Here is a 22,783-nt window from a genome sequence, read left to right on the forward strand (position 1 = left end):
GGCGAACAGCCAAGGATCACGACATGGATTTTGCCCACCTGGACCAGCAACTGCGCGACAGCGTGCTGGACCTGAAACTGAGCAACGAAGAGCGGGACGAGCTGCGCCAGCTGGGCAGCGAGCTGGGCCAGGACCAGGTGCGCTACATGCGTAACCGTGCCTTTGACCTGGTGCGCGAGCTGGCGCTGGCGGACAGCGTCAATGTGCTGCCGGCATTGAAGTGGCTGGAACAAGTGATCAAGACCCTGGACGCCAACAGCGCCCCGGTGCGGGACATGGCCAGCGCCCACTTCAGCCCCGGCGAAGACTGCCGGCGCAAGATCCGCGACCTGTGCCGCCAGGCCCGGATCTCGGTGGATATCTGCGTGTTCACCATTTCCGACGATCAACTGAGCGACGAAATTCGCGCCTGCCACCAGCGCGGCGTGGCCGTACGGGTGATCAGCGACAGTGAAAAACAGTTCGATGTCGGCAGCGATATCGCCGCGCTGCGCGAGGCCGGGGTGCCGGTGCGGATCGACGACACGCCGTTCCACATGCACCACAAGTTCGCCGTGTTCGATGGCCGGACCTTGCTCAACGGCAGCTTCAACTGGACCCGCAGCGCCACCACCGGCAATGAGGAAAACCTGCTGGTGATCGACCACCCGCAACTGGTGGCCAGTTACCTCAAGGAGTTCAACGAACTCTGGAGCCGCTACGCGCCGCGTTAAGGCGTACAGCGGCTGGCCTCAATACGGCCTCAGGCGGCGTTCGGGTAACCCCAGGCGCTCTCGGCCGCGAGGCTGTCGATCAGCTTCTGGCGCAGCCCCTGGGCTTTTTCCGGGGCGCTCTGGCTCAGGGTTTCCAGGGCAAGGTGCAACTGCTGCACCGGGTTTTCGCCGATGAACAGGTTGCGCAGTTCCAGGCCGGCAATCGCCTCCTCGAAGCGTTGCTGGCGGATATGGTTCAGCACCATGGCCTGGCTCAACTGGCTGGCATAGGCCGCCTGCTGCTCCAGGCGGTTCTTCAGCTCGGCGGCTTTTGCCTGGTCGTCGATGTAGACGTAGCTCAGCGCCAGCTGTTCCAGGAAGAAGGTTTTTTCCGCCGGGTCCAGCGTCGCACTTTGATGGTCGTCGTCGAGGGCTTGCACGGCCTGGTCCAGCAGTTCGCCGGCTTGCCGGGTCTGCTCCAGGTCGTGCAGCAGCTTGGCCTGCAAGGCCAGTTTCATCGGTCGATCGGCGTATTCGAGCTGGCTGTTGAGGCGTGCCATTTCTTCCAGATTGTTGCGGATCAGCCAGCTGTCTCGACGCAGGCGCGGCAGGTCGGCCTGCACCCGCAGTTGGGTTTCCAGGATCAGCAGGCGCAACCACGGCCATTGCTCATCGTCACGCAGGGTTTCCAGGGTCAGCAAGGCTTGTTCCAGCAGATGGGCGCACCATTGCGAGTGTTCCTCGACGTAGGTGCCCCACAGGCAGACCAGGCACCAGATACGCTGCGAGGGCGAAACGGCGCAGGCCTGCAGGGCCGCCTCGGCCTTGGCCATTTCGTTGCGCCCGACATGCCAGTTCAACAGGCTCAGCAGTAGATCGCTGGCGTAGCTTTCCGGTATCTGGGCGATCAGCCGTGGAGCCAGATCCGGGCGGTTGGCGTCCAGTATCAGCTTGAGCAGCGGCGGGTAGCCGAAGTAGTCCTCGGGCTCGGGGGCCTGCGCCAGCAGTTCGAACCCGGCCTCGAATTCCCCGGTTTCCATGAGCAGGGTCACGACGATGATCCGTGCCGATCCGGGCAATTGCGCGGCCATGGCCGGGAACTGCGCATCCTGCCCCTGGGCACGGTACTCGCGCAGGGTCTGCTCTATCTCGTGTGGGTCCAGTTCGTTGACCGGCTGCTTGAGCAGCAGTTGCCAGGCCAGGCCGATGCTGATGGCAGCCTCGTCGGCCAGGCCCAAGCTGCGTTGCAGGGCAGCCAACTGCCGGTGCTCGCCGGGGGAGTCCGGGTTCAGCTGGTTGACGCCGAAGGTCACCAGCAAGGCGCGGGCCTGCTCGTGTTCACCCTTGGCCAGCAGCAGCGGGATGCGCAGCAAGGGCGCTGACGGCAGGGGTTGATGCAGGCGCTCCAGCAAGCCCAGCACAGCCTGCGGGCCGTCGTTGTCGAGCAGGGTTTCGAGCAACTGGTTCAGTGCCATGGGCTGGTAGGTTTCATCCAGCTCGGCCAGTACTTCCAGGGCCTGTTCCTGGTCGCCTTGTCGGTACAGCGCCGCTGGCAGCTGCATCAGCCCCAGTTGCCGGGCCTTGCCCGTCAGGCGCTGGGCCAGTTGCAAGGCCACTTGTGGTTCGATGGCGCTCAGGTGCGCGGCGCGATTGATCTGCGCCGCCTCGTCCAGGGTGATGCCCAGGTCATTGCCGGCGCTGCGCTTGTTGGCATAGACCACCAGCAGCGTGATCACGCCGGTAATCAGCAGCAGGATGACAAGTACTTCCATGATCAATCTTCCTCGGGTGCGGCTGTTGGCCGGTGACGCGCCCCGCCAAGGGCGCGCAACCGGGGGGCGTCAGTTGGTCTGGGAACTGAGCCAGATCTGGCCGTTGGCAATGCGCGCCATCAGCTGCTGTTTCAGCTCGCCGGCACGTTCGGGGGCACGCTGCTGCAGGTCTTCCAGGGCCTGGTACAGCAGCGACAGGGGCTTCTTGTCACTGAGCAGGATGCCCAGGTTCAGGCCCTCGATGGCCTGGGCGTAACGCTGATGCTGGATATGGTTGAGCAGCAGTTCCTCTTCCAGGATGCGACTGCCCGAATCCTCGGCGTTGAGCCGGTCCTGCAGGGCCTGGGCCTGTTGCGCCTCGTCGATGCTCAGGTAGGCGCTGGCGATGTCTTCCAGGTAGAAGCGCGCGTCCATCTCATCCACATCCGGCAGCGGCTCGCCATCCAGCAGTTGCACCGCCTGTTCCAGCAGGGTCCTGGCTTGGGCGGTCTGGTCCAGGGCGTGCAGCAGCTTGGCCTGGTCGCACAGGTGCAGCAATTGCTCGTCACCGGGCATCTGCTGGCGCAGGCGGTGCATTTCCTCGATGCTGCTGCGCACCAGCCAGCTGTCCCGGCGATGAGCTGGCAGGTGGCTTTGCATCAGTAGCTGGGTTTGCAGGGCCTGCATGCGCAAGCCGTTGTAGAACTCATGGTCATGCTTGTGGCCGTCGATCAGTTGTAGGGCCTGGGCCAGCAAGGCCGTGGTCCATTGCGGCTGCGCCTGGTACAACTCATTGCAGAGTTCGAGCATCAGCCCCGGACGCTGCGACTCGTGGCTGGCTCGCTGCAGCAGCAGGGCCTCGGCTTCGGCGGTCTGGCCCTGGGCCGCCAGATGGTTGAGCAGTTGCAGCAGCAGGCTGTGCTGGTGCATCTCGGGGCTCAGGTCCAGCAGGCGCAGGGCGGTTTCGATGGGCTGGCGTTTCAGGGCCGAGTCCATCAGGTCGCTGTAGGTCGAGGAGTAGAGGGTGCCGTTGTCGGCCAGCAAGCTGAAGGCCGGCTCCAGATTGCCGGCATCGAACAGGGCGATCAGCGCCTGCACCTGTTCCTCGGCCGGCAGTTCGGCCGAGTGGGCCAGAATCCGCTCGGCATGCCCCTGGGTGGCGAACGCGTCGAACAGGCTGCGCAGCACAGTGTGATAGCGCTCCTGCCCGGGTTGCTGGAAGCTCGCCCAGGCCTGTTCGAGGCTGATCAGCGCGGCGTCTTGCATGCCCGCCTGAAATTGCAGGCGCGACAGCATCAGCAAATTGCCGATGCTCTGGCGTTCATGGGCCGCAGGGTTTTTCGGGTCGCCGAGCTCGCCGATCAGCGCCAGGGCGCGCGCCTGTTCACCGCGGGCCTGGAGGATTGGCACCTGCAGCAGCGGCCAACTGGGCAGGGATTCGCCCCAGTGCTCCAGGAGCTCCAGGCAGGCCTGGGTATCCTGGCTGTCGAGCAGCGTTTCAATCAGGGTATTGAGCACGTATTCCCGAGCGTGAGGCGGCAGTTGCTGGTAGATCGCCGTGGCCTGGGCCTTGTGCCCAGCTACATAGAGCTCGCTGGCCACCAGTTGCAGGGCCAACTGCTGCGCTTCGCCCTCCGGCAGTTGCAGCGCTAGTTCTAGGGCCAGCTGCGGCTCGGCCTTGCTCATCAGCAGGGTCTGATTGATCTGGGCGGTGAGGTTGCCGGTCTGTTCCAGGTACTGCTGCTGGTCGGCGGATTTCTGGCGCAAGTACAGGATCAGTGCGATGAACAGCAGCACGATGACGAGCAGGGTGACAAAGAGGGTCATGGACGTCCTTTTCTATTGCACAGCGGCTCTGGCGCGGTGCGCGCCAGCCGGTTTGCGCGGGGTTATAAAGCCATGGTTACGGGCTGGCAACCGACTTTACCCAGGCAATGCATTTCAGCGGATGTCGTCCAGGGTCCGAGTGGCTGGTCAGCGGTCGGGCAGGGCGGCGGGTTTCGGGTTAGACTTGCCGCCTTTTCGCACATTCAAGAAGCCCGCACATGGCCCAGCCGTCCACCACCTACAAATTCGAACTGAACCTGACCGACCTCGACCGCGGGGTCTACGAAAGCGTCAAGCAGACCATCGCCCGTCACCCTTCGGAAACCGAAGAGCGCATGACCGTGCGGCTGCTGGCCTACGCCTTCTGGTACAACGAGCACCTGTCGTTCGGTCGGGGTCTGTCGGACGTGGATGAACCCGCCCTGTGGGAAAAGAGCCTGGATGACCGCGTCCTGCACTGGATCGAAGTCGGCCAGCCGGACGCCGATCGCCTGACCTGGTGCTCGCGCCGCACCGAGCGCACCAGCCTGCTGGCCTACGGCAGCCTGCGGGTCTGGCAGACCCGGGTGCTGGACGCGGTGAAGAACCTGAAGAACCTCAACATCGCCGGCGTGCCCCAGGACGTCCTCGAGACCCTGGCCAAGGACATGCCGCGGGTCATCAAGTGGGACGTGATGATCAGCGAAGGCACGATCTTCGTCACCGATGATCGCGGCCAGCACGAAGTGCAGCTGGAATGGCTGCTGGGCGAGCGCGGCTGAACGCCCGCTCCGCACCTGAACGATCCACCGTCCCCCCAGAGAAGTTGCTGTTAGCCCATGCGTATCGAACCCCGTGAGTTGCCCGCCGTCCTGCCCTTTCTCGGCGATCTGCCGCCACTGCTGACCCGCCTTTATGCCGCCCGTGGCGTGCAGTCGGTGGAGGAGCTGGACAAGAGCCTGGCGCGGCTGATCCCGTATCAGCAGCTCAAGGGCATCGACGCCGCGGTGGACCTGCTGGTGACCGCCCTGGACCAGCGCCAGCGCATCCTCATCGTCGGCGACTTCGACGCCGACGGCGCCACCGCCAGCACCGTGGGCTTGCTGGGCCTGCGCCTGCTGGGCGCGGCCCATGTCGATTATCTGGTGCCCAACCGTTTCGAATACGGCTACGGCCTGACCCCGGAAATCGTTGCCGTGGCCCTGCAGCGCGAGCCGCAGCTTTTGATTACCGTGGACAACGGCATCTCCAGCGTCGAAGGCGTGGCGGCGGCCAAGGCAGCAGGCTTGCAGGTATTGGTCACCGACCACCACTTGCCCGGCCATGAACTACCGGCGGCGGACGCCATCGTCAACCCCAACCAGCCGGGCTGCGAGTTTCCCAGCAAGGCCCTGGCCGGGGTCGGGGTGATCTTCTATGTGCTGATGGCCCTGCGCGCACGCCTGCGCAGCCTGGGTCGCTATGAAACCCGGCCGCAGCCGAACATTGGCGAGCTGCTGGATCTGGTGGCCCTGGGCAGCGTGGCGGACGTGGTGCCCCTGGACGCCAACAATCGCATCCTGGTGCACCAGGGCCTGGAGCGGATTCGTGCCGGTCGCGCGCGGCCGGGGCTCAAGGCGATTCTCGAAGTGGCCAAGCGCGATCACTCGCGTATTACCTCCACCGACCTGGGTTTTATCCTTGGCCCGCGGCTCAACGCCGCCGGGCGCCTGGACGACATGAGCCTGGGTATCGAGTGCCTGCTCAGTGACGACGTTTCCGCCGCTCGGGCCATGGCCGCCCAGCTGGACGAACTGAACCAGGACCGCAAATCCATCGAGCAGGGCATGCAGCGCGAAGCCTTGGCCCAGCTCAAGGAATTGCCGGTGGAGTCGATGCCGTTCGGCCTGTGCCTGTTCGACGCCGACTGGCACCAGGGGGTGATCGGGATTCTCGCCTCGCGCCTGAAAGAGCGTTACCACCGGCCGACCATCGCCTTTGCCGATGCCGGTGACGGCATGCTCAAGGGCTCGGCGCGTTCGGTGCCGGGCTTTCATATCCGTGACGCCCTGGACGCCGTGGCCGCGCGCCATCCGCAACTGATCAGCAAGTTCGGCGGCCACGCCATGGCCGCCGGCCTGTCGTTGCCGGAGCAGAACTTCCCGGCCTTTGCCGAGGCCTTCGACGAAGAAGTGCGACGCCAGCTGCGCGAAGAAGACCTCACCGGGCGCCTGCTGTCGGACGGCACCCTGGCCGTGGAAGAGTTCCACCTGGAACTGGCCCGCGCCCTGCGCCACGCCGGCCCCTGGGGCCAGCATTTCCCCGAGCCGATGTTCCATGGCGTATTCGAACTGGTGGAGCAACGCATCGTTGGCGAACGCCACCTGAAAGTGGTGCTGCGCAGCGAATGCGGCTCGCTGAAACTGGACGGCATTGCCTTCGGCATCGACCGCGAAGTCTGGCCCAACCCGACCATCCGCTGGGTGGAGCTGGCCTACAAACTCGACCTCAACGAGTTCCGCGGGCAGGAAACCGTGCAGTTGATGATTGCCCATATCGAACCGCGCTGACCTGCGAAAGGGCGCCGGGCCTTGTCTTGTGCGTCTCCACCACCTTCCCCCGCCTCTGCTGGCAACCCCTGTAGCCGCTGCAGAGCCTGTGGCGAGGCAGCGAAAAGGCCCGCAGGGCCTTGCCGGCAATCTTGCGCCGACCTCTGAGGGCCTTTGAAGCCCCACGTCTGCTACGCAGCCGATCGCAGCCTGCGGCAGCGGCTACAAGGGGAGCAGCGCCTTTTTTGCCTGGGCACGCATCAGGAACCCTGCCGGCGACAGTGTTGTCGACTAGTCTCTAAGCACTGTCTGATTGGCCTTGTGACCTTTTGTCATTCTTCTACCCGCGGGGGCGGGCGCTTCACTTCGCAGTCACTCGTCGACCGTTCAAACAGAACCCTGGAGCCTGACCATTGATCGAGAGGTGCCCCATGAGTCTGCTGCTTGAACCCTATACCTTGCGTCAACTGACCCTGCTCAACCGCATCGCGGTGTCGCCCATGTGCCAGTACTCGTCGGTGGACGGGCTGGCCAACGACTGGCATCTGGTGCACCTGGGCAGCCGCGCCGTCGGCGGCGCCGGTTTGATCTTCACTGAAGCCACGGCGGTCACCGCCGAGGGCCGGATCACCGCCCAGGACCTGGGCCTGTGGAACGACGCGCAGATCGAACCCTTGCAGCGCATCACCCGTTTCATCACCGCCCAAGGCGCCGTGGCCGGCATCCAACTGGCCCATGCCGGGCGCAAGGCCAGTACTCATCGGCCCTGGCTCGGCAAGTCCGGCAGCGTCAAACCCGAGGATGGCGGCTGGGTGCCGGTGGGGCCCTCGCGGATTGCCTTCGACCCACAGCACACGCCGCCCACCCAACTGGACGAAGGGCAGATCGGCGAGATCATCCAGGCCTTCGTCGCGGCCGCCAAGCGGGCCCTGGTGGCCGGCTTCAAGGTGGTGGAAGTGCATGCCGCCCATGGCTATTTGCTGCACCAGTTCCTCTCGCCCCTGAGCAATCAGCGCCAGGACCAATACGGCGGTTCGTTCGAAAACCGCATTCGCCTGGTGTTGCAGGTGACCGAGGCGGTACGCGCGGTGTGGCCCGAGGAGCTGCCGCTGTTCGTGCGGGTGTCGGCCACCGATTGGGTGGAAGACGGCTGGAACCCGGACGAGACCGTGGAGCTGGCGCGGCGCCTCAAAGACCTGGGAGTGGATTTGATCGATGTGTCGTCCGGCGGCACCGCGGCCAATGCCGAGATTCCCACCGGGCCGGGTTATCAGACGCGCTTTGCCGAGCGAGTGCGCAAGGAGTCGGGGATTGCCACCGGGACCGTGGGGATGATCACCGAACCGGCCCAGGCCGAGCATATTTTGCGTACCTGTCAGGCAGACATCATCTTTCTCGCCCGTGAGCTGTTGCGTGATCCTTACTGGCCGCTGCATGCCGATGACGACCTGGGTGGGCGCAAGGCGATCTGGCCGGCGCAGTACCAGCGGGCAACCCACCGGGACCAGCCGATTCATGAGTCGGACTTGCGCGATTAAGGTCCTGCCGATGTAAAAAAACGGCCCGTGTGGGCCGTTTTTTTGTGCCTGGCTTCAGGCTGCCTTCGCTGGCAAGCCAGCTCCTACGGAGGCGGTGCGGTCTGTAGGAGCCGGCTTGCCGGCGAAGAGGCCCGTAGGGCGGGCCGGGGCTTTCAGCGGGTCACGGGTATTTGCGTTTGTCCGGCGCCGGCGGGAAGTACTGGTACAGCCAGGTCTCGCTCAGGGTTCGGTCGTTGGTGCGGATGAACAGCCGCAGCTCCACCGGTTCGACACTGTCGTTGGTGGGGAACCAGTCGAAGGTGATGCGGTAGCCCTTGATCTCGTCCAGCACCAGTACGTTGAAGTCCTTGACCTCGCCGTTAGACGCGGTGACCACCGGCTCGATGCCGGTGCCCGCTGGCAGGCGGTCGAGGCCGCCGCCGGTGAAGTCCACGGCAAAGCGCCGCGCCCAGACTTCCGGGTAATGCTCGCCCGGGGCCCAGCCTTCGACGAAACCGCCCATGCCGGAGCGGGTGGCGTGTACTCGCGCCAGGGGCGTGCCCACGGGCGGCAGGGCGCTCCAGTAGAGTTTGTAGCCGTAGTTCAGCGAGTCCCCGGCGGCCACCGGTTTTTTCGGGGTCCAGAAGGCCACGATGTTGTCCAGGGTTTCGCCGGTGGTTGGGATTTCCAGCAGGTCGATGCTGCCTTCGCCCCAGGCGGTGGTGGGCTCGACCCACAGGCTCGGGCGGCGGCTGTACCAGTCTACGGTGTCCTGGTAGCTGGCGAACTCGTGGTCGGTCTGCACCAGACCGAAGCCTTTCGGGTCCTTGTCGGCGAAAGCGTTGAATTGCAGGTTCGCCGGGTTGTTCAGCGGGCGGCAGATCCACTCGCCGTTGCCGCGCCACATGGCCAGGCGGTCGGAGTCGTGGATCTGCGGGTGGATGGTGTCGCACATGCGCCGCTCATGGGTGCCGCAGCTGAACATGCTGGTCATCGGTGCAATGCCCAGTTGCTCGATGGCGGTGCGGGCATTGATGTGGGCGTCGACGTCCATCACCACGCGTTCGGCCTGGCAGTCGATGTCGAAACGGTAGGCACCGGTAGCGCTCGGCGAGTCCAGCAGGGCGTAGACCACGAAGCGGGTGCTGTCCTTGTCCGGGGTCTCGAACCAGAACTGGGTGAAGTCGGGGAACTCCTCGCGGCGCTTGGCGTAGGTGTCGATGGCCAGGCCACGGGCCGAGAGGCCGTACTGGCCGGTGGCGTCCACTGCGCGGAAGTAACTGGCACCAAGGAAGGACACCACGTCGTGCTTGTCCAGTTCCGGGGCCTTGAACAGCTTGAACCCGGCAAAGCCCAGGTCGCCCTTGAGCTGGGCGGTGTCGACGCTGGTGTTCTGGTAGTTGAACAGTGGCGGGCGGAAGTGCACCTCCCGCGCCTGGCGGGTCTTGGGGTCGACACTGTGCATGCGCACCGGCTGCTTGAAGCCCATGCCGACGTGGAAGAACTGCACGTCCAACTGCCCGTTCAACTCGTTCCACAGCGAGTGCTTGCTGTCGTACTGGATGGCGTTGAAGTTCTGCGGGGTCATTTTCGCCAGGGTGGGCGGCAACACCTGCTTGGTATCCACGTACTGGCTGGCGGCAAGTTGCTTGGCCTGGGCCTTGAGCTGCTCGAAATCGAACGCCTGGGCCTGGCCATCAGCGGCGCCGGCCCAGGCTCGGGCGGCCAGCAGGCCGCTGGCCGAGAGGCCGGTATAGGCCGCCAGGGCCATGGAGGCTTTGAGGAGATTCCTGCGGTGCATGGTTGAACCTTGATCAGAGAAAGATCCCAAGCCGTTCCTGGCTGCGTGGGGGGATCGCGAGGGGTGGTTCGGTCATGCCATCGGCCAAACGCAACGGACTATAAACAGACGCCGGATAGAATAAACGGTTCGCCAGGGGCAGAAAAATGATTAGCTTGTGTCCATTGGTAACCGCCCGATCCCCTTCAGGAACTGCTCCCATGCTGCACCCGCGCTTGCTCGGCGAAGACGATATCCCCTTGCTCAAATGGATCGACCGCGCCGAGGTCATCGATGAGTTCTACCGCCTGTGCAACGGGCAATTGAGCTGCTACGCCCAGCATGAAGTGGTGCAGGGCTGGCCGGAGGGCGAGGCCGAGCATGATGCGCTGATCTTGCAGCAGTGTTACCGGCGTGGCGGTTGGCTGTACGGGGTGTTCGACGGCCCGGCGCTGGTGGCCGCGGTGGTGGTGGATTGCCTGCCGATCGCCTGTGCCGGGCTGGATCTGCGGCAGTTGAAATTCCTCCATGTGAGCCTGGCCTATCGCGGCCTTGGCCTGGGCCGGCAGTTGTTTGCGCTGGCCCGGGAGCAGGCCCTGGTCCTGGGGGGGCAGGGCTTGTATGTGTCGGCCACGCCGTCGCGGCATACAGTGGATTTCTACATGCGCCTGGGCTGCGAACTGCTGGCCACGCCCGACCCGGAACTGCTGCGCATCGAGCCCGAGGACATCCACCTGTACCTGCGCCTGGCCTAGGCCGCCAGGCGCTTGCGCCAGCTTGGCCAGGCCGCGATGGTCACGGCCCGCAGCAGCCACTCGCAGGGGCCGTACTGGTGGCTGCGCAACCACAGGGCGCTGAGCTGCATCTGCAGCAGGTAGATGGCAACCACCAGCAGCACAATCCACAGCGGCGGCAAGTGGTTGACCAGCCCCAGCCCGTAGCCGGTGAACAGCAGCCCCAGAATCAGCGATTGCAGCAGGTAGTTGCTCAGGGACATGCGCCCCAGCGGCGCCAGCCGTCGGCACAGGCGTTGGCCCGGGGCCGAGCCGAAGGCCTTGAGCAGCAGCATGGCGTAGCTGGCCGAGAGCAGTGGTGCGCTCAGTTGGCTGATGCCGTAGCCGAGCACTTCCAGGCCGCCGCCGGGCGCATAGGCCGCCCAGTAGCCGTAGAGCAGGGCGCCACCCAGGCCCAGCGGCAGGCTGATCCTCAGCAGCCGTGCCAGGTGCGGTTCGAAGGCGTAGGGCGCCACCAGCAGCTTGTTGCGCCCCGCCACATAGCCCAGCAGGAACATTGCCAGGGTGCAGGGGCCCTGCAGCAGCCACAGCGCGGAGGCGGTTTCCAGCAGGTGCGAGGCGTTGTAGGCCAGGGTTTGCAGGGCGCTGCCGCTCAGGGCCAGGTCCTTGAGTACCGGCCCGCCATCGGCGGCGCCGGTGTAGAGGTCGGCCTCCAGCAAGGTGATGCCGAACAGTAGGAACAGCGCCGCCGTGCCGCTGATCAACAGTGCGGCCAGGGCCGCCGCCCAGCGGACCGACAAGCCGCGCAACATCAGCAGGGCCAGCCCCAGCACGGCGTACAGCGAGAGGATTTCGCCATAGAACAGCAGGGCGCCGTGGATCAGGCCGATCACCAGCAAGGCCAGTTGCCGGCGCAACATGCGCGGCACGAAGCGCTCCCCTGAGCGTTCGGCGGAGGTCATCTGCAAGGTGAAGCTATAGCCGAACAGGAACGAGAACAGCAGGTAGAACTTGGTCTCGAAGAACACCGACACCAGCCAGCGAACCAGGTGGTCAAGGCTACTGGCGTAGCCCGGGTTGCTCACCGACGAGGCGTAGTAGGGATCGGCGAAGGACCAGATATTCACCGCCAGGATGCCCAGCAGGGCGAAACCGCGCAGGGCGTCCACCTGCTCCAGGCGCGCTGTTTGCGTCGCTCCGGAGGCCGTCATCTGCGGGGTACCGGCAACAGCGGTGATGAAAGCGGGGTACAGCGCATGGAACGGACCTCCGGGGTTGATCGAGCCAGAGGCTCAATTAACCCGATCAGGCCGGGGCGCAGCTATAGGGATTTTGTTAAAAAGCGTCAAGATGCGGGCTCAGCTTCCCGCCTGGGCGGGCGCTGAAGGTTCCAGGCACTGGGCGCCGCTGGCCGGCATCTCATTCTTTTTGCTCCACCAGGTCAGCGGCCAGAGGCTATGCAGGTCACCGCGCTTGAGTGCTTCCTGGTGACAGGCCAGGGCCCTGGGTCTGTCGGTGACGCCCCACTGGCCATCGGCATAGCCACTGCCCAGGTAGTAGAAGGCGCTGCCTGAATCCAGTTCCCTGGCGGTGCGCAGCACCAGCTCTTCGGACTTGCGCGGCTGCTGGCATTGGGTGATCGAGCCATCGCCGACTGGGTCGCAGTAGTACATGGACAGCATCAGCGCCGCCTCGGCATCGGTCTTGGCGTAGGGCAGCAGCAGTTCTTCCGGCTCCCCCGGCTTGAGCGCCGGGGCCATGCCCGAGTAGCCGAGGCTGACCGCCTGCACCGCGGCCTTGGGTGAGCCGTGGCGGGCGGCATCGAGCAGGATGCGTTGCCCGAGCTCGAAGAAGTACGCGGTCAGCGGGTACTGCTCGCGTCCGCCGTAGCCCAGGAACAGGTCAGCCTTGCGCATCTGTCGCTGCAGGGCGCTTTCGCCTGCGGGGGCGTTGTGTGTGAGCAATTCGTCCATGGACCATTGCTCGACGCGCACCAGTTGCCAGCAGGCACCCTGTTCAAAGACGAAGGCTTGCACCACATCGCCCAGGGGATCGTTGACCACCAGGGTATTGCCCTCCCAGAAGCTCTGCAGGCCAGCTTCGGCCTGGGCCTTGGGGGCGAGCCGGGTCAGCAGGTGGTGGGTGTCGCCCGTGAGCTTGTAGCGCGCGGTGACTTCCCGGCCGCGCTCGTCAGTGATCGGCCGTTGCTCGACCAGTGGCACGGCAGTGAATGCCTGCTGCAGTTCCGGGCTGCTGGCAAAGGCCTGGGCAAAGACCTTCAGGTCGCTGGACGGGCAGGCAGGTGCGGCGGCGGCCTGGGCGGCGGCACCGAGCAGCAGGCTCAGGGCGATCAGGTGCAAACAGCGACGGGGGGTGGGCATCGGCAGGGTCATCCGGGGGCGATACAGAACAGGCATGTGGGCAAGCAGGCTCATTGGCTTTGCGGGTCGCAATACAGCACCGAGCTGCCGGGAGTATGGCGGTCTTCGGTGAGCAGCGGGCGTTCCCGGCCATCACCGAAGAAGGCGGTTCCCAGGCGCTGGCGCACGCTGTCGACACTGTCCTTGAGATACAGGGCGTGGACCGAGAACGGCCCGCGATAGGGAATCATCACCGCGCTGACTGCCAGGCCGTGGTACTGGTCGTCGACGCAATAGCGGGCGGCTTCGTCCAGCTCGCAGGGCTGCAGTTGGCGTTCGCTGAAGTACGCGCCCCGGGGCTGGTGGTCGCTGGCGTCCAGGTAGACGTTTTCCATGGAGCAGTCGGCAAGCCCGGTGAACTGCTGCTCCAGGCTCATGGCCAGGCAGGGGCGGCCCATGATCAGCAGCACAAGCGCCAGCCAGAAGCGCGCAATTGGGGTGTTTCTACTGGGCATGCAAGTGCTCCCCGGGCAGGCACAGCCGGCACAGACCCTGCGCCAGCCAGATCGCCAGCAATGGCGGCACGGTCATCAGGAAGCAATAGACGTAGCCGCGTATCGGATGGTTGGGAAACATTGCCCAGGCGGTGAACAGCGCCAGGGTGCCGATCAGGACCAGCTTGACCTTGAGCTGGGGCACCAGGACCAGCAGGAAACTGACGACGATCAGCAGTTGCAGCAGCAGTTCCACCATCATCCCCAGACCGAAGCCCTTGGCGAGAGCGCCGAAGTGGCTGCGGTACACCGGTATGCCCCAGACATGGGCGTAGTAGAACAGCAGCGGTGGCAGGCAATGGGGCACCAGGCCGGTGAGGATTCGCGTCACCTGATAACGGCTGGCAGCGTCCAGGCTCATGGGCGGCACTCGCAGGCGGTGGCGGGGTTGTCACGGGGCATGGGAGCATCCTTGCTGCCGGAAGGTATGGGGTGAGCCCGGGCAGTGGCGCCGGTGCTTTTCAGGAGGCGGATAGTGCCGTAACTCGGGGCGCCAATCCAGTGGGGCGACGCCGGTGTTCCAGGCCGGGCAAAGCAACATTCAGAAGCACTATCGCCGCATCGACCCGGGCACTTCTCTCTAGGCTTACAGCCTTATGTGTCGACATGACACCTATTTTCCGGAGGCAGCAGATGAACACCCGTGGATTGCTCGATCAATTACTCAGGTCCGGCCAGGAAATGCTGCAGAACAAGGCAGGCGCAGCGCCGGCGGAGCACGGCAAGGGCTCGCAGGGCGGCCTCGGCGGCTTGCTCGGTGGCCAGTCCGGCGGCCTCGGTGGGCTGCTTTCCGGCGCCGGTGGCGGTGCCTTGGCAGCCGGGGCCATGGGCCTGCTGCTGGGCAACAAGAAGGCCCGCAAGTACGGCGGCAAGGCCCTGACCTACGGCGGTCTCGCGGCCCTCGGCGTGCTGGCCTACAAAGCCTACGGCAACTGGCAGGCGCAGCAGGGCGCCGCGCCGCGCAACGAACCCCAGACCCTGGACCGCCTGCCGGCGCAGCAGGTGGAGTTGCACAGCCAGGCGATCCTCAAGGCGCTGGTGGCGGCGGCCAAGGCCGATGGCCATGTGGACGAGCGCGAGCGGGCGCTGATCGAGGGCGAGTTCCGCAAGCTGGACAACGACCCGCAATTGCAGCAGTGGCTGCACAGTGAACTGAACAAGCCCCTGGACCCGGCGGATGTCGCCCGGGCCGCGAGCACGCTGGAAATGGCCGCGGAAATGTACCTGGCCAGCGTGATGCTGGTGGATGAAGAGCACTTCATGGAAAAAGCCTACCTGGACGAGCTGGCGCGCCAGTTGCAACTGGCGCCGGGGCTCAAGGCCGAACTGGAGAACCAGGTGCGCCAGAACAATCTCTGAAGCGGCGCTGGGAGTGCCGTTCGCCACGGATGGCGGTTCTGCCGGATGGATTTGCCGAATTGCCTTGGCTGGGGTGATAAAACCGCCGCTGAGCCGCCATCCAGAGCGGGTGCACAAATTTATCGAAAGTGCCAACCGTGGTGCTAAACCACCCATAAAACCTGCATCGTCCTCGGCTATACTCCCCACATTTTTGAATGGCCTCGAGGACTGACTGTGAAGAACTGGACGTTGCGCCAACGCATTTTGGCGAGCTTTGCGGTGATTATCGCCATCATGCTGTTGATGGTCGTCGTCTCGTACTCGCGGCTGTTGAAGATCGAATCCGGTGAAGAGCGCATGCGCAATGACGCGGTGCCCGGGGTCTATTTCAGCTCGATGATCCGCAGCGCCTGGGTCGACACCTACCTGCAGACCCAGGAAATCATCGGCCTCAAGCAGAATCAGGACATCAGCGCCGAGGACAAGGCGGACTTCAAGGCCTTCGAAGAACGCCTGCAGACCCAGATGACCAATTACAAGCAGACCATCAACAGCCGCGAGGACCAGAGCGAGTTCGATGCCTTCGAGAAGGACCACCAGGAGTTCAACCGCATCCAGGCCGCCGTGCTCGATCTGCACCAGCGTCGCCAGGAAGCCGAGGCAATCCGCCTGTTCAATGAGCAACTGACCCCGGCCTGGACCGCCGGGCGGATGAAACTCAACGACATCATCAGCGAAAACAAGGCCGTGGCCGACTCCGCCACCGCCGCCATCGACGATGCAGTGGCCGCGGCCAAGGTCAGCATGGGCGTGTCGTTGCTGCTGGCGGTGCTGGCTGCCGGGCTCTGCGGCCTGCTGCTGATGCGCGCAATCATGGCGCCGATGAACCGCATCGTGAGCATTCTGGAAATCATGCGCACCGGTGACCTGAGCGGCCGCCTGAACCTGGACCGCAAGGACGAGTTCGGCGCCGTGGAAACCGGCTTCAACGACATGATGACCGAGCTCACCGCCCTGGTGTCCCAGGCCCAGCGCTCCTCGGTGCAGGTCACCACCTCGGTGACCGAGATCGCCGCCACCTCCAAGCAGCAACAGGCCACCGCCACCGAGACGGCCGCCACCACCACGGAAATCGGCGCCACCTCGCGGGAGATCGCCGCGACCTCCCGGGACCTGGTGCGCACCATGACCGAAGTGTCCAGCGCCGCCGACCAGGCCTCGGTGCTTGCCGGCTCCGGCCAGCAGGGCCTGGCGCGCATGGAAGACACCATGCACTCGGTGATGGGCGCGGCAGACCTGGTGAACGCCAAGCTGGCGATCCTCAACGAGAAGGCCGGCAACATCAACCAGGTAGTGGTGACCATCGTCAAGGTCGCCGACCAGACCAACCTGCTGTCGCTCAACGCCGCCATCGAGGCCGAGAAGGCCGGCGAGTACGGCCGTGGTTTTGCCGTGGTCGCCACTGAAGTGCGGCGCCTGGCGGATCAGACCGCAGTGGCCACCTATGACATCGAGCAGATGGTCCGTGAGATCCAGTCGGCGGTGTCGGCGGGGGTCATGGGCATGGACAAGTTTTCCGAGGAGGTGCGCCGCGGCATGGCCGAGGTGCAGCAGGTGGGTGAACAGCTGTCGCAGATCATCCATCAGGTCCAGGCCTTGGCTCCGCGGGTGTTGATGGTCAATGAGGGCATGCAGGCCCAGGCCACGGGTGCCGAGCAGATCAACCATGCCCTGGTGCAACTGGGGGATGCCAGCAGCCAGACCGTCGAGTCCCTGCGCCAGGCCAGCTTTGCCATTGACGAGCTGAGCCAGGTGGCGGTGGGGCTGCGCAGCGGCGTTTCGCGTTTCAAAGTCTGATGGATGAGCTCGCGCACAAGCGCAACGGCGCAACTGGTGCCAAGAATGCTCTGTTCCTGGTGTTCCGCATCGGCCAGGAGCGCTATGCGCTGCAGGCCGTGGATGTGGTGGAGGTGTTGCCGCGCCTGCAGCTCAAGCCCATTGCCCAGGCGCCGTCCTGGGTGGCCGGGGTGTTTGCCTATCGCGGCGTGGTGGTGCCAGTCATCGACCTGTGCGAGCTGACCTTCGGCCGCCCGGCGCAGTTGCGCACCAGTACCCGGCTGGTGCTGGTGCACTACCGTGGCGATGCCGGGCAGCCGGCGCGGATTCTCGGGCTGTTGCTGGAGCAGGCCAACGACACCCTGCGCTGCGACCCGGCGCAGTTCCAGCCCTATGGCCTGGACAACCGCCAGGCGCCATACCTGGGGCCGGTGCGCGAAGACGCCCAGGGCCTGCTGCAATGGGTGCGGGTCGACGACCTGCTGCCCCTCAAGGTGCGTGAGCTGCTGTTTCCCGCCGTGCCCCTGGATCCGGCATCGCTTGAGGAGCCTCGATGAGCGAGGAGCAACGATTTTTCGATTTCCTCAAGGAACGTATCGGCCTGGATGTCGCCTCCGTGGGGCCGGCGATCATCGAGCGCGCGGTACGACAGCGCTGCAATGCCCTGTATGCCCGCAGCAGCGATGAGTACTGGCAGAAACTGCAAGGCTCGCGGGATGAGCAGCAGGCCCTGATCGAAGCGGTGATCGTTCCGGAAACCTGGTTTTTCCGCTATCCGGAATCCTTCGCTACCCTGGTCAAGCTGGCCAAGGCGCGGCTGGCGCAGATCAAGGGCATGCGGGCCCTGCGCCTGTTGAGCCTGCCGTGCTCCACCGGCGAGGAGCCCTATTCCATCGCCATGGCCCTGCTCGATGGCGGCCTGGCGCCGCATCAGTTCAAGGTCGACGGCCTGGACGTCAGCCCGTTGTCGGTGGAGCGGGCCAAGGCTGCGCTGTACGGCAAGAATTCCTTTCGTGGCCAGCCCATCGAGTTTCGCGAGCGGCATTTCAACCCTGAAGAAGGCGAGCGTTATCGCCTGAGCGAGCGGGTTCGTGAGCAGGTGCGGTTGCAGGTGGGCAATGTCCTGGATCCGGGCTTGCTGGCCAGTGAACCGGCCTTCGATTTCGTGTTCTGCCGCAACCTGCTGATCTATTTTGACCAGCCGACCCAGCGCCAGGTGTTCGAGGTGCTCAAGCGCCTGACCCATGAAGAGGGCGTGCTGTTCATCGGCCCCGCCGAAGGCAGCCTCCTGGGCCGCCTGGGCATGCGCTCCATCGGCATCCCGCAGTCCTTCGCCTTCAGCCGCCACCATGAGCCCGAGCCGGCTCCGGTGGTGCTGCCGCAACCCTTGCCGCTGCCGGTTCCCGTGCGCAGCGTGGTGCCCCCGGCGCCGCGCCCACGGCCGTTCGCCAGGCGCCCGGTAGCGGCGCCGTTGAGCGACGGCGCGCTGATGGAAAGCGATGCCGCCAGCCTGCTGGCCACCATTGCCGCCCTGGCCAACGAGGGCAAGAGCGCCGAGGCCCGTGCCGCCTGCGAGCGTTATTTGCAGCAGCACGAGCCGGTGGCCCAGGTGTTCTACTGGCTGGGCCTGCTCAGTGATGTGGCCGGCAACGCCATGGAAGCCCAGGGTTACTACCGCAAGGCCCTGTACCTGGCGCCCCAGCACCCCGAAGCCCTGGCGCACTTGGGCGCGCTGCTGGCTTCCCAGGGTGATGTGGCCGGGGCCCAACGATTGCAGGAGCGCGCGGCCCGCAGCGTTCGCTCTGCCGACAGTGAGTTGAAACGATGAGCCACCCCTATTCATTGGACGTCACCCGTGAAGATGCGCAGGCCATCGATGATTGCTGGAACCGCATCGGTATCCATGGCGACAAGTCCTGCCCGTTGCTGGCCGAGCACATTCATTGCCGCAACTGCTCGGTGTATTCGGCCGCCGCCACCCGCCTGCTGGACCGCTATTCGTTGCGCCAGGAGGACCGCGAGCATTCGGTGGTGCTGGAGGCCGACAGCGATGTGGTCACTCGCTCGCTGCTGATGTTCCGCCTCGGCGAAGAGTGGCTGGGCCTGCCGACCCGCTGCCTGCTGGAAGTGGCACCGCAGCAGGCGATTCATTCCTTGCCGCACCAGCGCTCGCGCGCCCTGCTGGGGGTGGCCAATGTCCGCGGGGCGCTGGTGGCCTGCCTGTCGCTGACCGAGCTTCTGGGGCTGGATCCTTCCCCGGCCGCGCCGGCAGGAGGACGGGTGATGCCGCGCATGCTGATCATCGGCGCCGCCGGAGGCCCGGTGGTGGTGCCGGTGGACGAAGTGCACGGCATCCACGCCATCGACGAGCGCATCCTCAACGGCGCCTCGGCCTCCGGCGAGCAGGCCAATGCCAAGTACACCCGTGGCGTGTTGCAATGGCAGGGGCGCAGCCTGCGCCTGCTGGACGAAGAGCAATTGCTCGCGGCCGTGACCCGGAGCCTGACATGACCCCCGATCAGATGCGCGACGCCTCGCTGCTGGAGCTGTTCAGCCTGGAAGCCGAAGCCCAGACCCAGGTGCTCAGCACCGGGCTGCTGGCCCTGGAGCGCAACCCGACCCAGGCCGACCAGTTGGAAGCCTGCATGCGCGCAGCCCATTCCCTCAAGGGCGCGGCGCGGATTGTCGGGGTCGATGCCGGGGTCAGCGTTGCCCACGTGATGGAAGACTGCCTGGTGAGCGCCCAGGAAGGGCGGCTGTACCTGCAGCCCGAGCATATCGACGCCCTGCTGCAGGGCACCGACCTGCTGATGCGCATCGCCACCCCGGGCGGTGCGGAGCTGGTCGCCGCGGACATCCCGTTGTATGTGGCCCTGATGGAGCGCCTGTTGACCCCAGGGGCCGCGATGCCGGCGGCGCAAATGCCGGAACCGCCCGTACCGGAGCTGCCAATCGCACAACCGCAAGCCCCGGTGCAAGCCCTTGGAGCGTTCCTGGGCGAGCCCGAGGCCGAGCCCGTGCTGCTGGCTGCCAGCGAACCCGCCCATGAGCCCGCTCGCCCGGGCAAGCGCATGACCGAAGGCGGCGAGCGGGTGCTGCGGGTCACGGCCGAACGTCTCAACAGCCTGCTGGACCTGTCGAGCAAATCCCTGGTGGAAACCCAGCGGCTCAAGCCCTACCTGGCCACCTTGCAGCGCCTGCGGCGGATCCAGAGCAACAGCCTGACCGCCCTGGAAAACCTCAACCTGCACCTCAAGGAACATGCCTTGAGCCTGGAGGCTCAGGAGGCCCTGGCGGATGCGCGGCGCCTGCTGGCCGAATCCCAGCAGTTGCTGGCGGAGAAAACCGCCGAGCTCGACGAATTCGGCTGGCAGGCCAGCCAGCGCGCCCAGGTGCTCTACGACACCGCGCTGGCCTGCCGCATGCGGCCCTTTGCCGACGTACTCACCGGCCAGGTGCGCATGGTTCGCGACCTGGGTCGCAGCCTGGGCAAGCAGGTACGCCTGGAGATCGAGGGGGAGAAGACCCAGGTCGACCGCGATGTGCTGGAAAAACTCGAAGCGCCGCTGACCCATTTGCTGCGCAACGCCGTCGATCACGGCATCGAACTGCCGGAGCAGCGCCTGCTGGCGGGTAAGCCGGCGGAAGGGGTGATTCGCCTGCGGGCATCCCACCAGGCTGGTCTGCTGGTGCTGGAACTCAGTGACGACGGCAATGGGGTCGATCTGGAGCGTTTGCGCCAGAGCATTGTCGAGCGCCAGTTGTCGCCGGCGCAGACCGCGGCCCAGCTCAGTGAGGAAGAGTTGCTGACCTTCCTGTTCCTGCCGGGCTTCAGCCTGCGGGACAAGGTCACCGAGGTCTCCGGTCGCGGCGTCGGCCTGGATGCGGTGCAGCACATGGTGCGTCAGCTGCGCGGGGCGGTGGTGCTGGAACAGGACACTGGCCAGGGCAGCCGTTTCCACCTGGAGGTGCCGCTGACCCTGTCGGTGGTACGCAGCCTGGTGGTGGAGGTCGGCGACGAGGCCTACGCCTTCCCGCTGGCCCATATCGAACGCATGTGCGACCTGGAGCCCGAGGCCATCGTCCAGGTGGAAGGGCGCCAGCATTTCTGGCACGAAGGCCGGCATGTCGGCCTGGTCGCCGCCAGCCAGTTGCTGCAGCGGCCGGCAACCCAGGAAAGCGCGCCAACTCTGAAAGTGGTGGTGATCCGCGAGCGCGATGCGGTGTACGGGATCGCGGTGGAGCGTTTCATCGGCGAGCGCACCCTGGTAGTGCTGCCGCTGGACGACCGCCTGGGCAAGATTCAGGACATCTCCGCCGGAGCCCTGCTCGATGACGGCCGGGTGGCGCTGATCGTGGATGTCGAGGACATGCTGCGCTCGGTGGACAAACTGCTCAATACCGGGCGTCTGGAGCGCATTGCGCGCAACCATCAGCAGCACGCACAGGCCGCGCGCAAGCGTATTCTGGTGGTGGACGATTCGCTGACGGTGCGTGAATTGCAACGCAAGCTGCTGATCAACCGCGGTTACGACGTGGCGGTGGCAGTGGATGGCATGGATGGCTGGAATGCCTTGCGTTCGGAAAGCTTCGACCTGTTGATCACCGACATCGACATGCCGCGAATGGATGGAATTGAATTGGTCACACTCTTGCGTCGTGACAATCGCCTGCAGTCCCTGCCGGTGATGGTGGTGTCCTACAAGGACCGTGAGGAAGACCGGCGCCGTGGACTGGATGCCGGTGCCGACTATTATCTAGCCAAAGCCAGTTTCCATGACGACGCCCTGCTGGATGCAGTGGTGGAACTGATTGGAGGAGCGCGGGCATGAAGATAGCGATAGTCAATGACATGCCCATGGCCGTGGAGGCCCTGCGCCGTGCCCTGGCCTTCGACCCCAGCCACGAGGTGGTGTGGGTCGCCACCAATGGTGCGGAAGCGGTGAAGTACTGTGCCGAACTGACCCCGGACCTGATTCTCATGGATCTGATCATGCCGGTGATGGATGGCGTCGAGGCCACGCGGCGGATCATGGCCGAGTCGCCGTGCGCCATCGTGATCGTCACCGTCGATCGCCAGCAGAATGTGCACCGGGTGTTCGAAGCCATGGGCCACGGCGCGCTGGATGTGGTGGACACCCCGGCCCTGGGCGCGGGCAATGCCCAGGAAGCGGCGGCGCCACTGTTGCGCAAGATCCTCAATATCGGTTGGCTGATCGGCCAGCGCGGCAGCCGGGTTCGTTCCGCGCCCCAGCCACTGCGCAGCGGTGCGCCACGCCAGAGCCTGGTGGCCATTGGCTCCTCCGCGGGTGGGCCGGCGGCTCTGGAAGTGTTGCTCAAGGGCTTGCCAAAGGACTTTGCCGCCGCCATCGTGCTGGTCCAGCACGTTGATCAGGTGTTTGCCGCAGGCATGGCCGAATGGCTCAGCAGTGCCTCCGGCCTGGAGGTGCGCCTGGCCCGGGAAGGCGAGCCGCCGCAAAGCGGCAAGGTCCTGCTGGCGGGCACCAACCATCATATCCGTCTGTTGAAGAACGGCACCCTGGCCTATACCGCCGAGCCGGTGAACGAGATCTACCGGCCCTCCATCGATGTGTTTTTCGAGAGCGTTGCCAGTTTCTGGAATGGCGATGCGGTGGGGGTGCTGCTGACCGGCATGGGCCGTGACGGCGCCCAGGGCTTGAAGCTGATGCGTGATCAGGGTTATCTGACCATCGCCCAGGACCAGAACAGCAGTGCGGTGTATGGCATGCCCAAGGCGGCCGCTGCCATCGGCGCCGCCTCAGAGATTCGCCCGCTGGACAAGATCGCTCCACGTTTGCTGGAGATATTTGCCAAATGACTGATAAACGCAGCTGTCCTGGCCAGGTAGCAATTCAGGTGACAA

19 protein-coding genes are annotated in these 22,783 nt (G+C 65.3%); 12 read left to right on the plus strand and 7 right to left on the minus strand.

All coding sequences use genetic code 11. The annotated features are described in order from the left end of the window. Positions 1–23: 23 nt before the first annotated feature. Complete coding sequence (locus tag ABCR88_RS05800; RefSeq protein WP_011059464.1) at positions 24–713, plus strand: phospholipase D-like domain-containing protein; 690 nt, start codon at positions 24–26, stop codon at positions 711–713. A 29-nt stretch (positions 714–742) separates the two neighbouring features. Here ABCR88_RS05800 and ABCR88_RS05805 read toward each other — a convergent pair whose 3' ends face one another. Both ABCR88_RS05805 and ABCR88_RS05810 read right to left on the minus strand, forming a co-directional pair. Then, on the minus strand, positions 743–2,464 hold the full coding sequence (locus tag ABCR88_RS05805) for a hypothetical protein (RefSeq protein ID WP_041116149.1): 1,722 nt from the start codon (positions 2,462–2,464) through the stop codon (positions 743–745). Between the two features lie 69 nt (positions 2,465–2,533). Next, on the minus strand, positions 2,534–4,270 hold the full coding sequence (locus ABCR88_RS05810) for a hypothetical protein (protein ID WP_350023642.1): 1,737 nt from the start codon (positions 4,268–4,270) through the stop codon (positions 2,534–2,536). Between the two features lie 218 nt (positions 4,271–4,488). On the opposite strand from ABCR88_RS05810, the gene ABCR88_RS05815 reads away from it, so the two are divergent. The 3 genes from ABCR88_RS05815 to ABCR88_RS05825 all read left to right on the plus strand — a co-directional run bounded on the left by ABCR88_RS05815 (position 4,489) and on the right by ABCR88_RS05825 (position 8,315). Next, on the plus strand, positions 4,489–5,031 hold the full coding sequence (locus ABCR88_RS05815) for a YaeQ family protein (RefSeq protein ID WP_041116152.1): 543 nt from the start codon (positions 4,489–4,491) through the stop codon (positions 5,029–5,031). 57 nt (positions 5,032–5,088) lie between these two features. After that, the gene (recJ, locus tag ABCR88_RS05820; protein WP_072451195.1) at positions 5,089–6,798 is read left to right on the plus strand and encodes a single-stranded-DNA-specific exonuclease RecJ; all 1,710 of its coding nucleotides are present in this window, start codon (positions 5,089–5,091) and stop codon (positions 6,796–6,798) included. A 410-nt stretch (positions 6,799–7,208) separates the two neighbouring features. After that, complete coding sequence (locus ABCR88_RS05825) at positions 7,209–8,315, plus strand: NADH:flavin oxidoreductase/NADH oxidase (protein WP_041116156.1); 1,107 nt, start codon at positions 7,209–7,211, stop codon at positions 8,313–8,315. Between the two features lie 160 nt (positions 8,316–8,475). Here the strand turns inward: ABCR88_RS05825 and ABCR88_RS05830 are convergent, their stop codons facing one another. Further along, positions 8,476–10,095 (minus strand): glucan biosynthesis protein D, encoded by a 1,620-nt coding sequence (locus ABCR88_RS05830; protein WP_011059470.1) that lies wholly within the window; start codon positions 10,093–10,095, stop codon positions 8,476–8,478. Positions 10,096–10,295: 200 nt separating this feature from the next. Between ABCR88_RS05830 and ABCR88_RS05835 the strand changes: the two genes are divergently transcribed. Next, positions 10,296–10,829, plus strand: coding sequence for a GNAT family N-acetyltransferase (locus ABCR88_RS05835; protein WP_350404232.1), 534 nt, complete (start codon positions 10,296–10,298; stop codon positions 10,827–10,829). Here the strand turns inward: ABCR88_RS05835 and ABCR88_RS05840 are convergent. The 4 genes from ABCR88_RS05840 to ABCR88_RS05855 all read right to left on the minus strand — a co-directional run bounded on the left by ABCR88_RS05840 (position 10,826) and on the right by ABCR88_RS05855 (position 14,083). Further along, positions 10,826–12,019, minus strand: coding sequence for a DUF418 domain-containing protein (locus ABCR88_RS05840; RefSeq protein ID WP_337154123.1), 1,194 nt, complete (start codon positions 12,017–12,019; stop codon positions 10,826–10,828). The two genes, ABCR88_RS05835 and ABCR88_RS05840, sit on opposite strands and share 4 nt — an antisense overlap. Positions 12,020–12,166: 147 nt before the next feature. Next, complete coding sequence (locus tag ABCR88_RS05845) at positions 12,167–13,189, minus strand: hypothetical protein (RefSeq protein ID WP_337154122.1); 1,023 nt, start codon at positions 13,187–13,189, stop codon at positions 12,167–12,169. 50 nt (positions 13,190–13,239) lie between these two features. Next, positions 13,240–13,683: a hypothetical protein gene (locus ABCR88_RS05850; RefSeq protein ID WP_041116166.1), complete on the minus strand. Its 444-nt coding sequence runs from the start codon at positions 13,681–13,683 to the stop codon at positions 13,240–13,242. Next, entirely contained in the window at positions 13,673–14,083 is a 411-nt protein-coding gene (locus ABCR88_RS05855; protein ID WP_350404233.1) for a hypothetical protein, read from the minus strand. Before ABCR88_RS05855 ends, ABCR88_RS05850 begins: the two co-directional genes overlap by 11 nt. Positions 14,084–14,355: 272 nt before the next feature. Here ABCR88_RS05855 and ABCR88_RS05860 point away from each other — a divergent pair, with 272 nt between their 5' ends. From ABCR88_RS05860 to ABCR88_RS05890, 7 genes are all read left to right on the plus strand, one after another. Further along, a complete protein-coding gene (locus ABCR88_RS05860; protein ID WP_350404234.1) occupies positions 14,356–15,081 on the plus strand; it encodes a tellurite resistance TerB family protein in 726 nt (241 codons plus the stop codon). Between the two features lie 216 nt (positions 15,082–15,297). Next, positions 15,298–16,920 (plus strand): methyl-accepting chemotaxis protein, encoded by a 1,623-nt coding sequence (locus ABCR88_RS05865; protein ID WP_065364560.1) that lies wholly within the window; start codon positions 15,298–15,300, stop codon positions 16,918–16,920. After that, positions 16,920–17,456: a chemotaxis protein CheW gene (locus tag ABCR88_RS05870; protein WP_015634303.1), complete on the plus strand. Its 537-nt coding sequence runs from the start codon at positions 16,920–16,922 to the stop codon at positions 17,454–17,456. The genes ABCR88_RS05865 and ABCR88_RS05870 overlap by 1 nt, the downstream gene beginning before the upstream one ends. Further along, entirely contained in the window at positions 17,453–18,727 is a 1,275-nt protein-coding gene (locus ABCR88_RS05875) for a protein-glutamate O-methyltransferase CheR (protein ID WP_041116174.1), read from the plus strand. Before ABCR88_RS05870 ends, ABCR88_RS05875 begins: the two co-directional genes overlap by 4 nt. Further along, entirely contained in the window at positions 18,724–19,410 is a 687-nt protein-coding gene (locus tag ABCR88_RS05880) for a chemotaxis protein CheW (protein WP_015634305.1), read from the plus strand. The genes ABCR88_RS05875 and ABCR88_RS05880 overlap by 4 nt, the downstream gene beginning before the upstream one ends. After that, on the plus strand, positions 19,407–21,731 hold the full coding sequence (locus ABCR88_RS05885; protein ID WP_350404236.1) for a hybrid sensor histidine kinase/response regulator: 2,325 nt from the start codon (positions 19,407–19,409) through the stop codon (positions 21,729–21,731). The genes ABCR88_RS05880 and ABCR88_RS05885 overlap by 4 nt, the downstream gene beginning before the upstream one ends. Beyond that, entirely contained in the window at positions 21,728–22,738 is a 1,011-nt protein-coding gene (locus ABCR88_RS05890) for a chemotaxis response regulator protein-glutamate methylesterase (protein WP_011059482.1), read from the plus strand. The genes ABCR88_RS05885 and ABCR88_RS05890 overlap by 4 nt, the downstream gene beginning before the upstream one ends. Positions 22,739–22,783: the final 45 nt, after the last annotated feature.

The organism is Pseudomonas sp. W17, from assembly GCF_040268305.1.
Taxonomy (GTDB): domain Bacteria; phylum Pseudomonadota; class Gammaproteobacteria; order Pseudomonadales; family Pseudomonadaceae; genus Aquipseudomonas; species Aquipseudomonas protegens.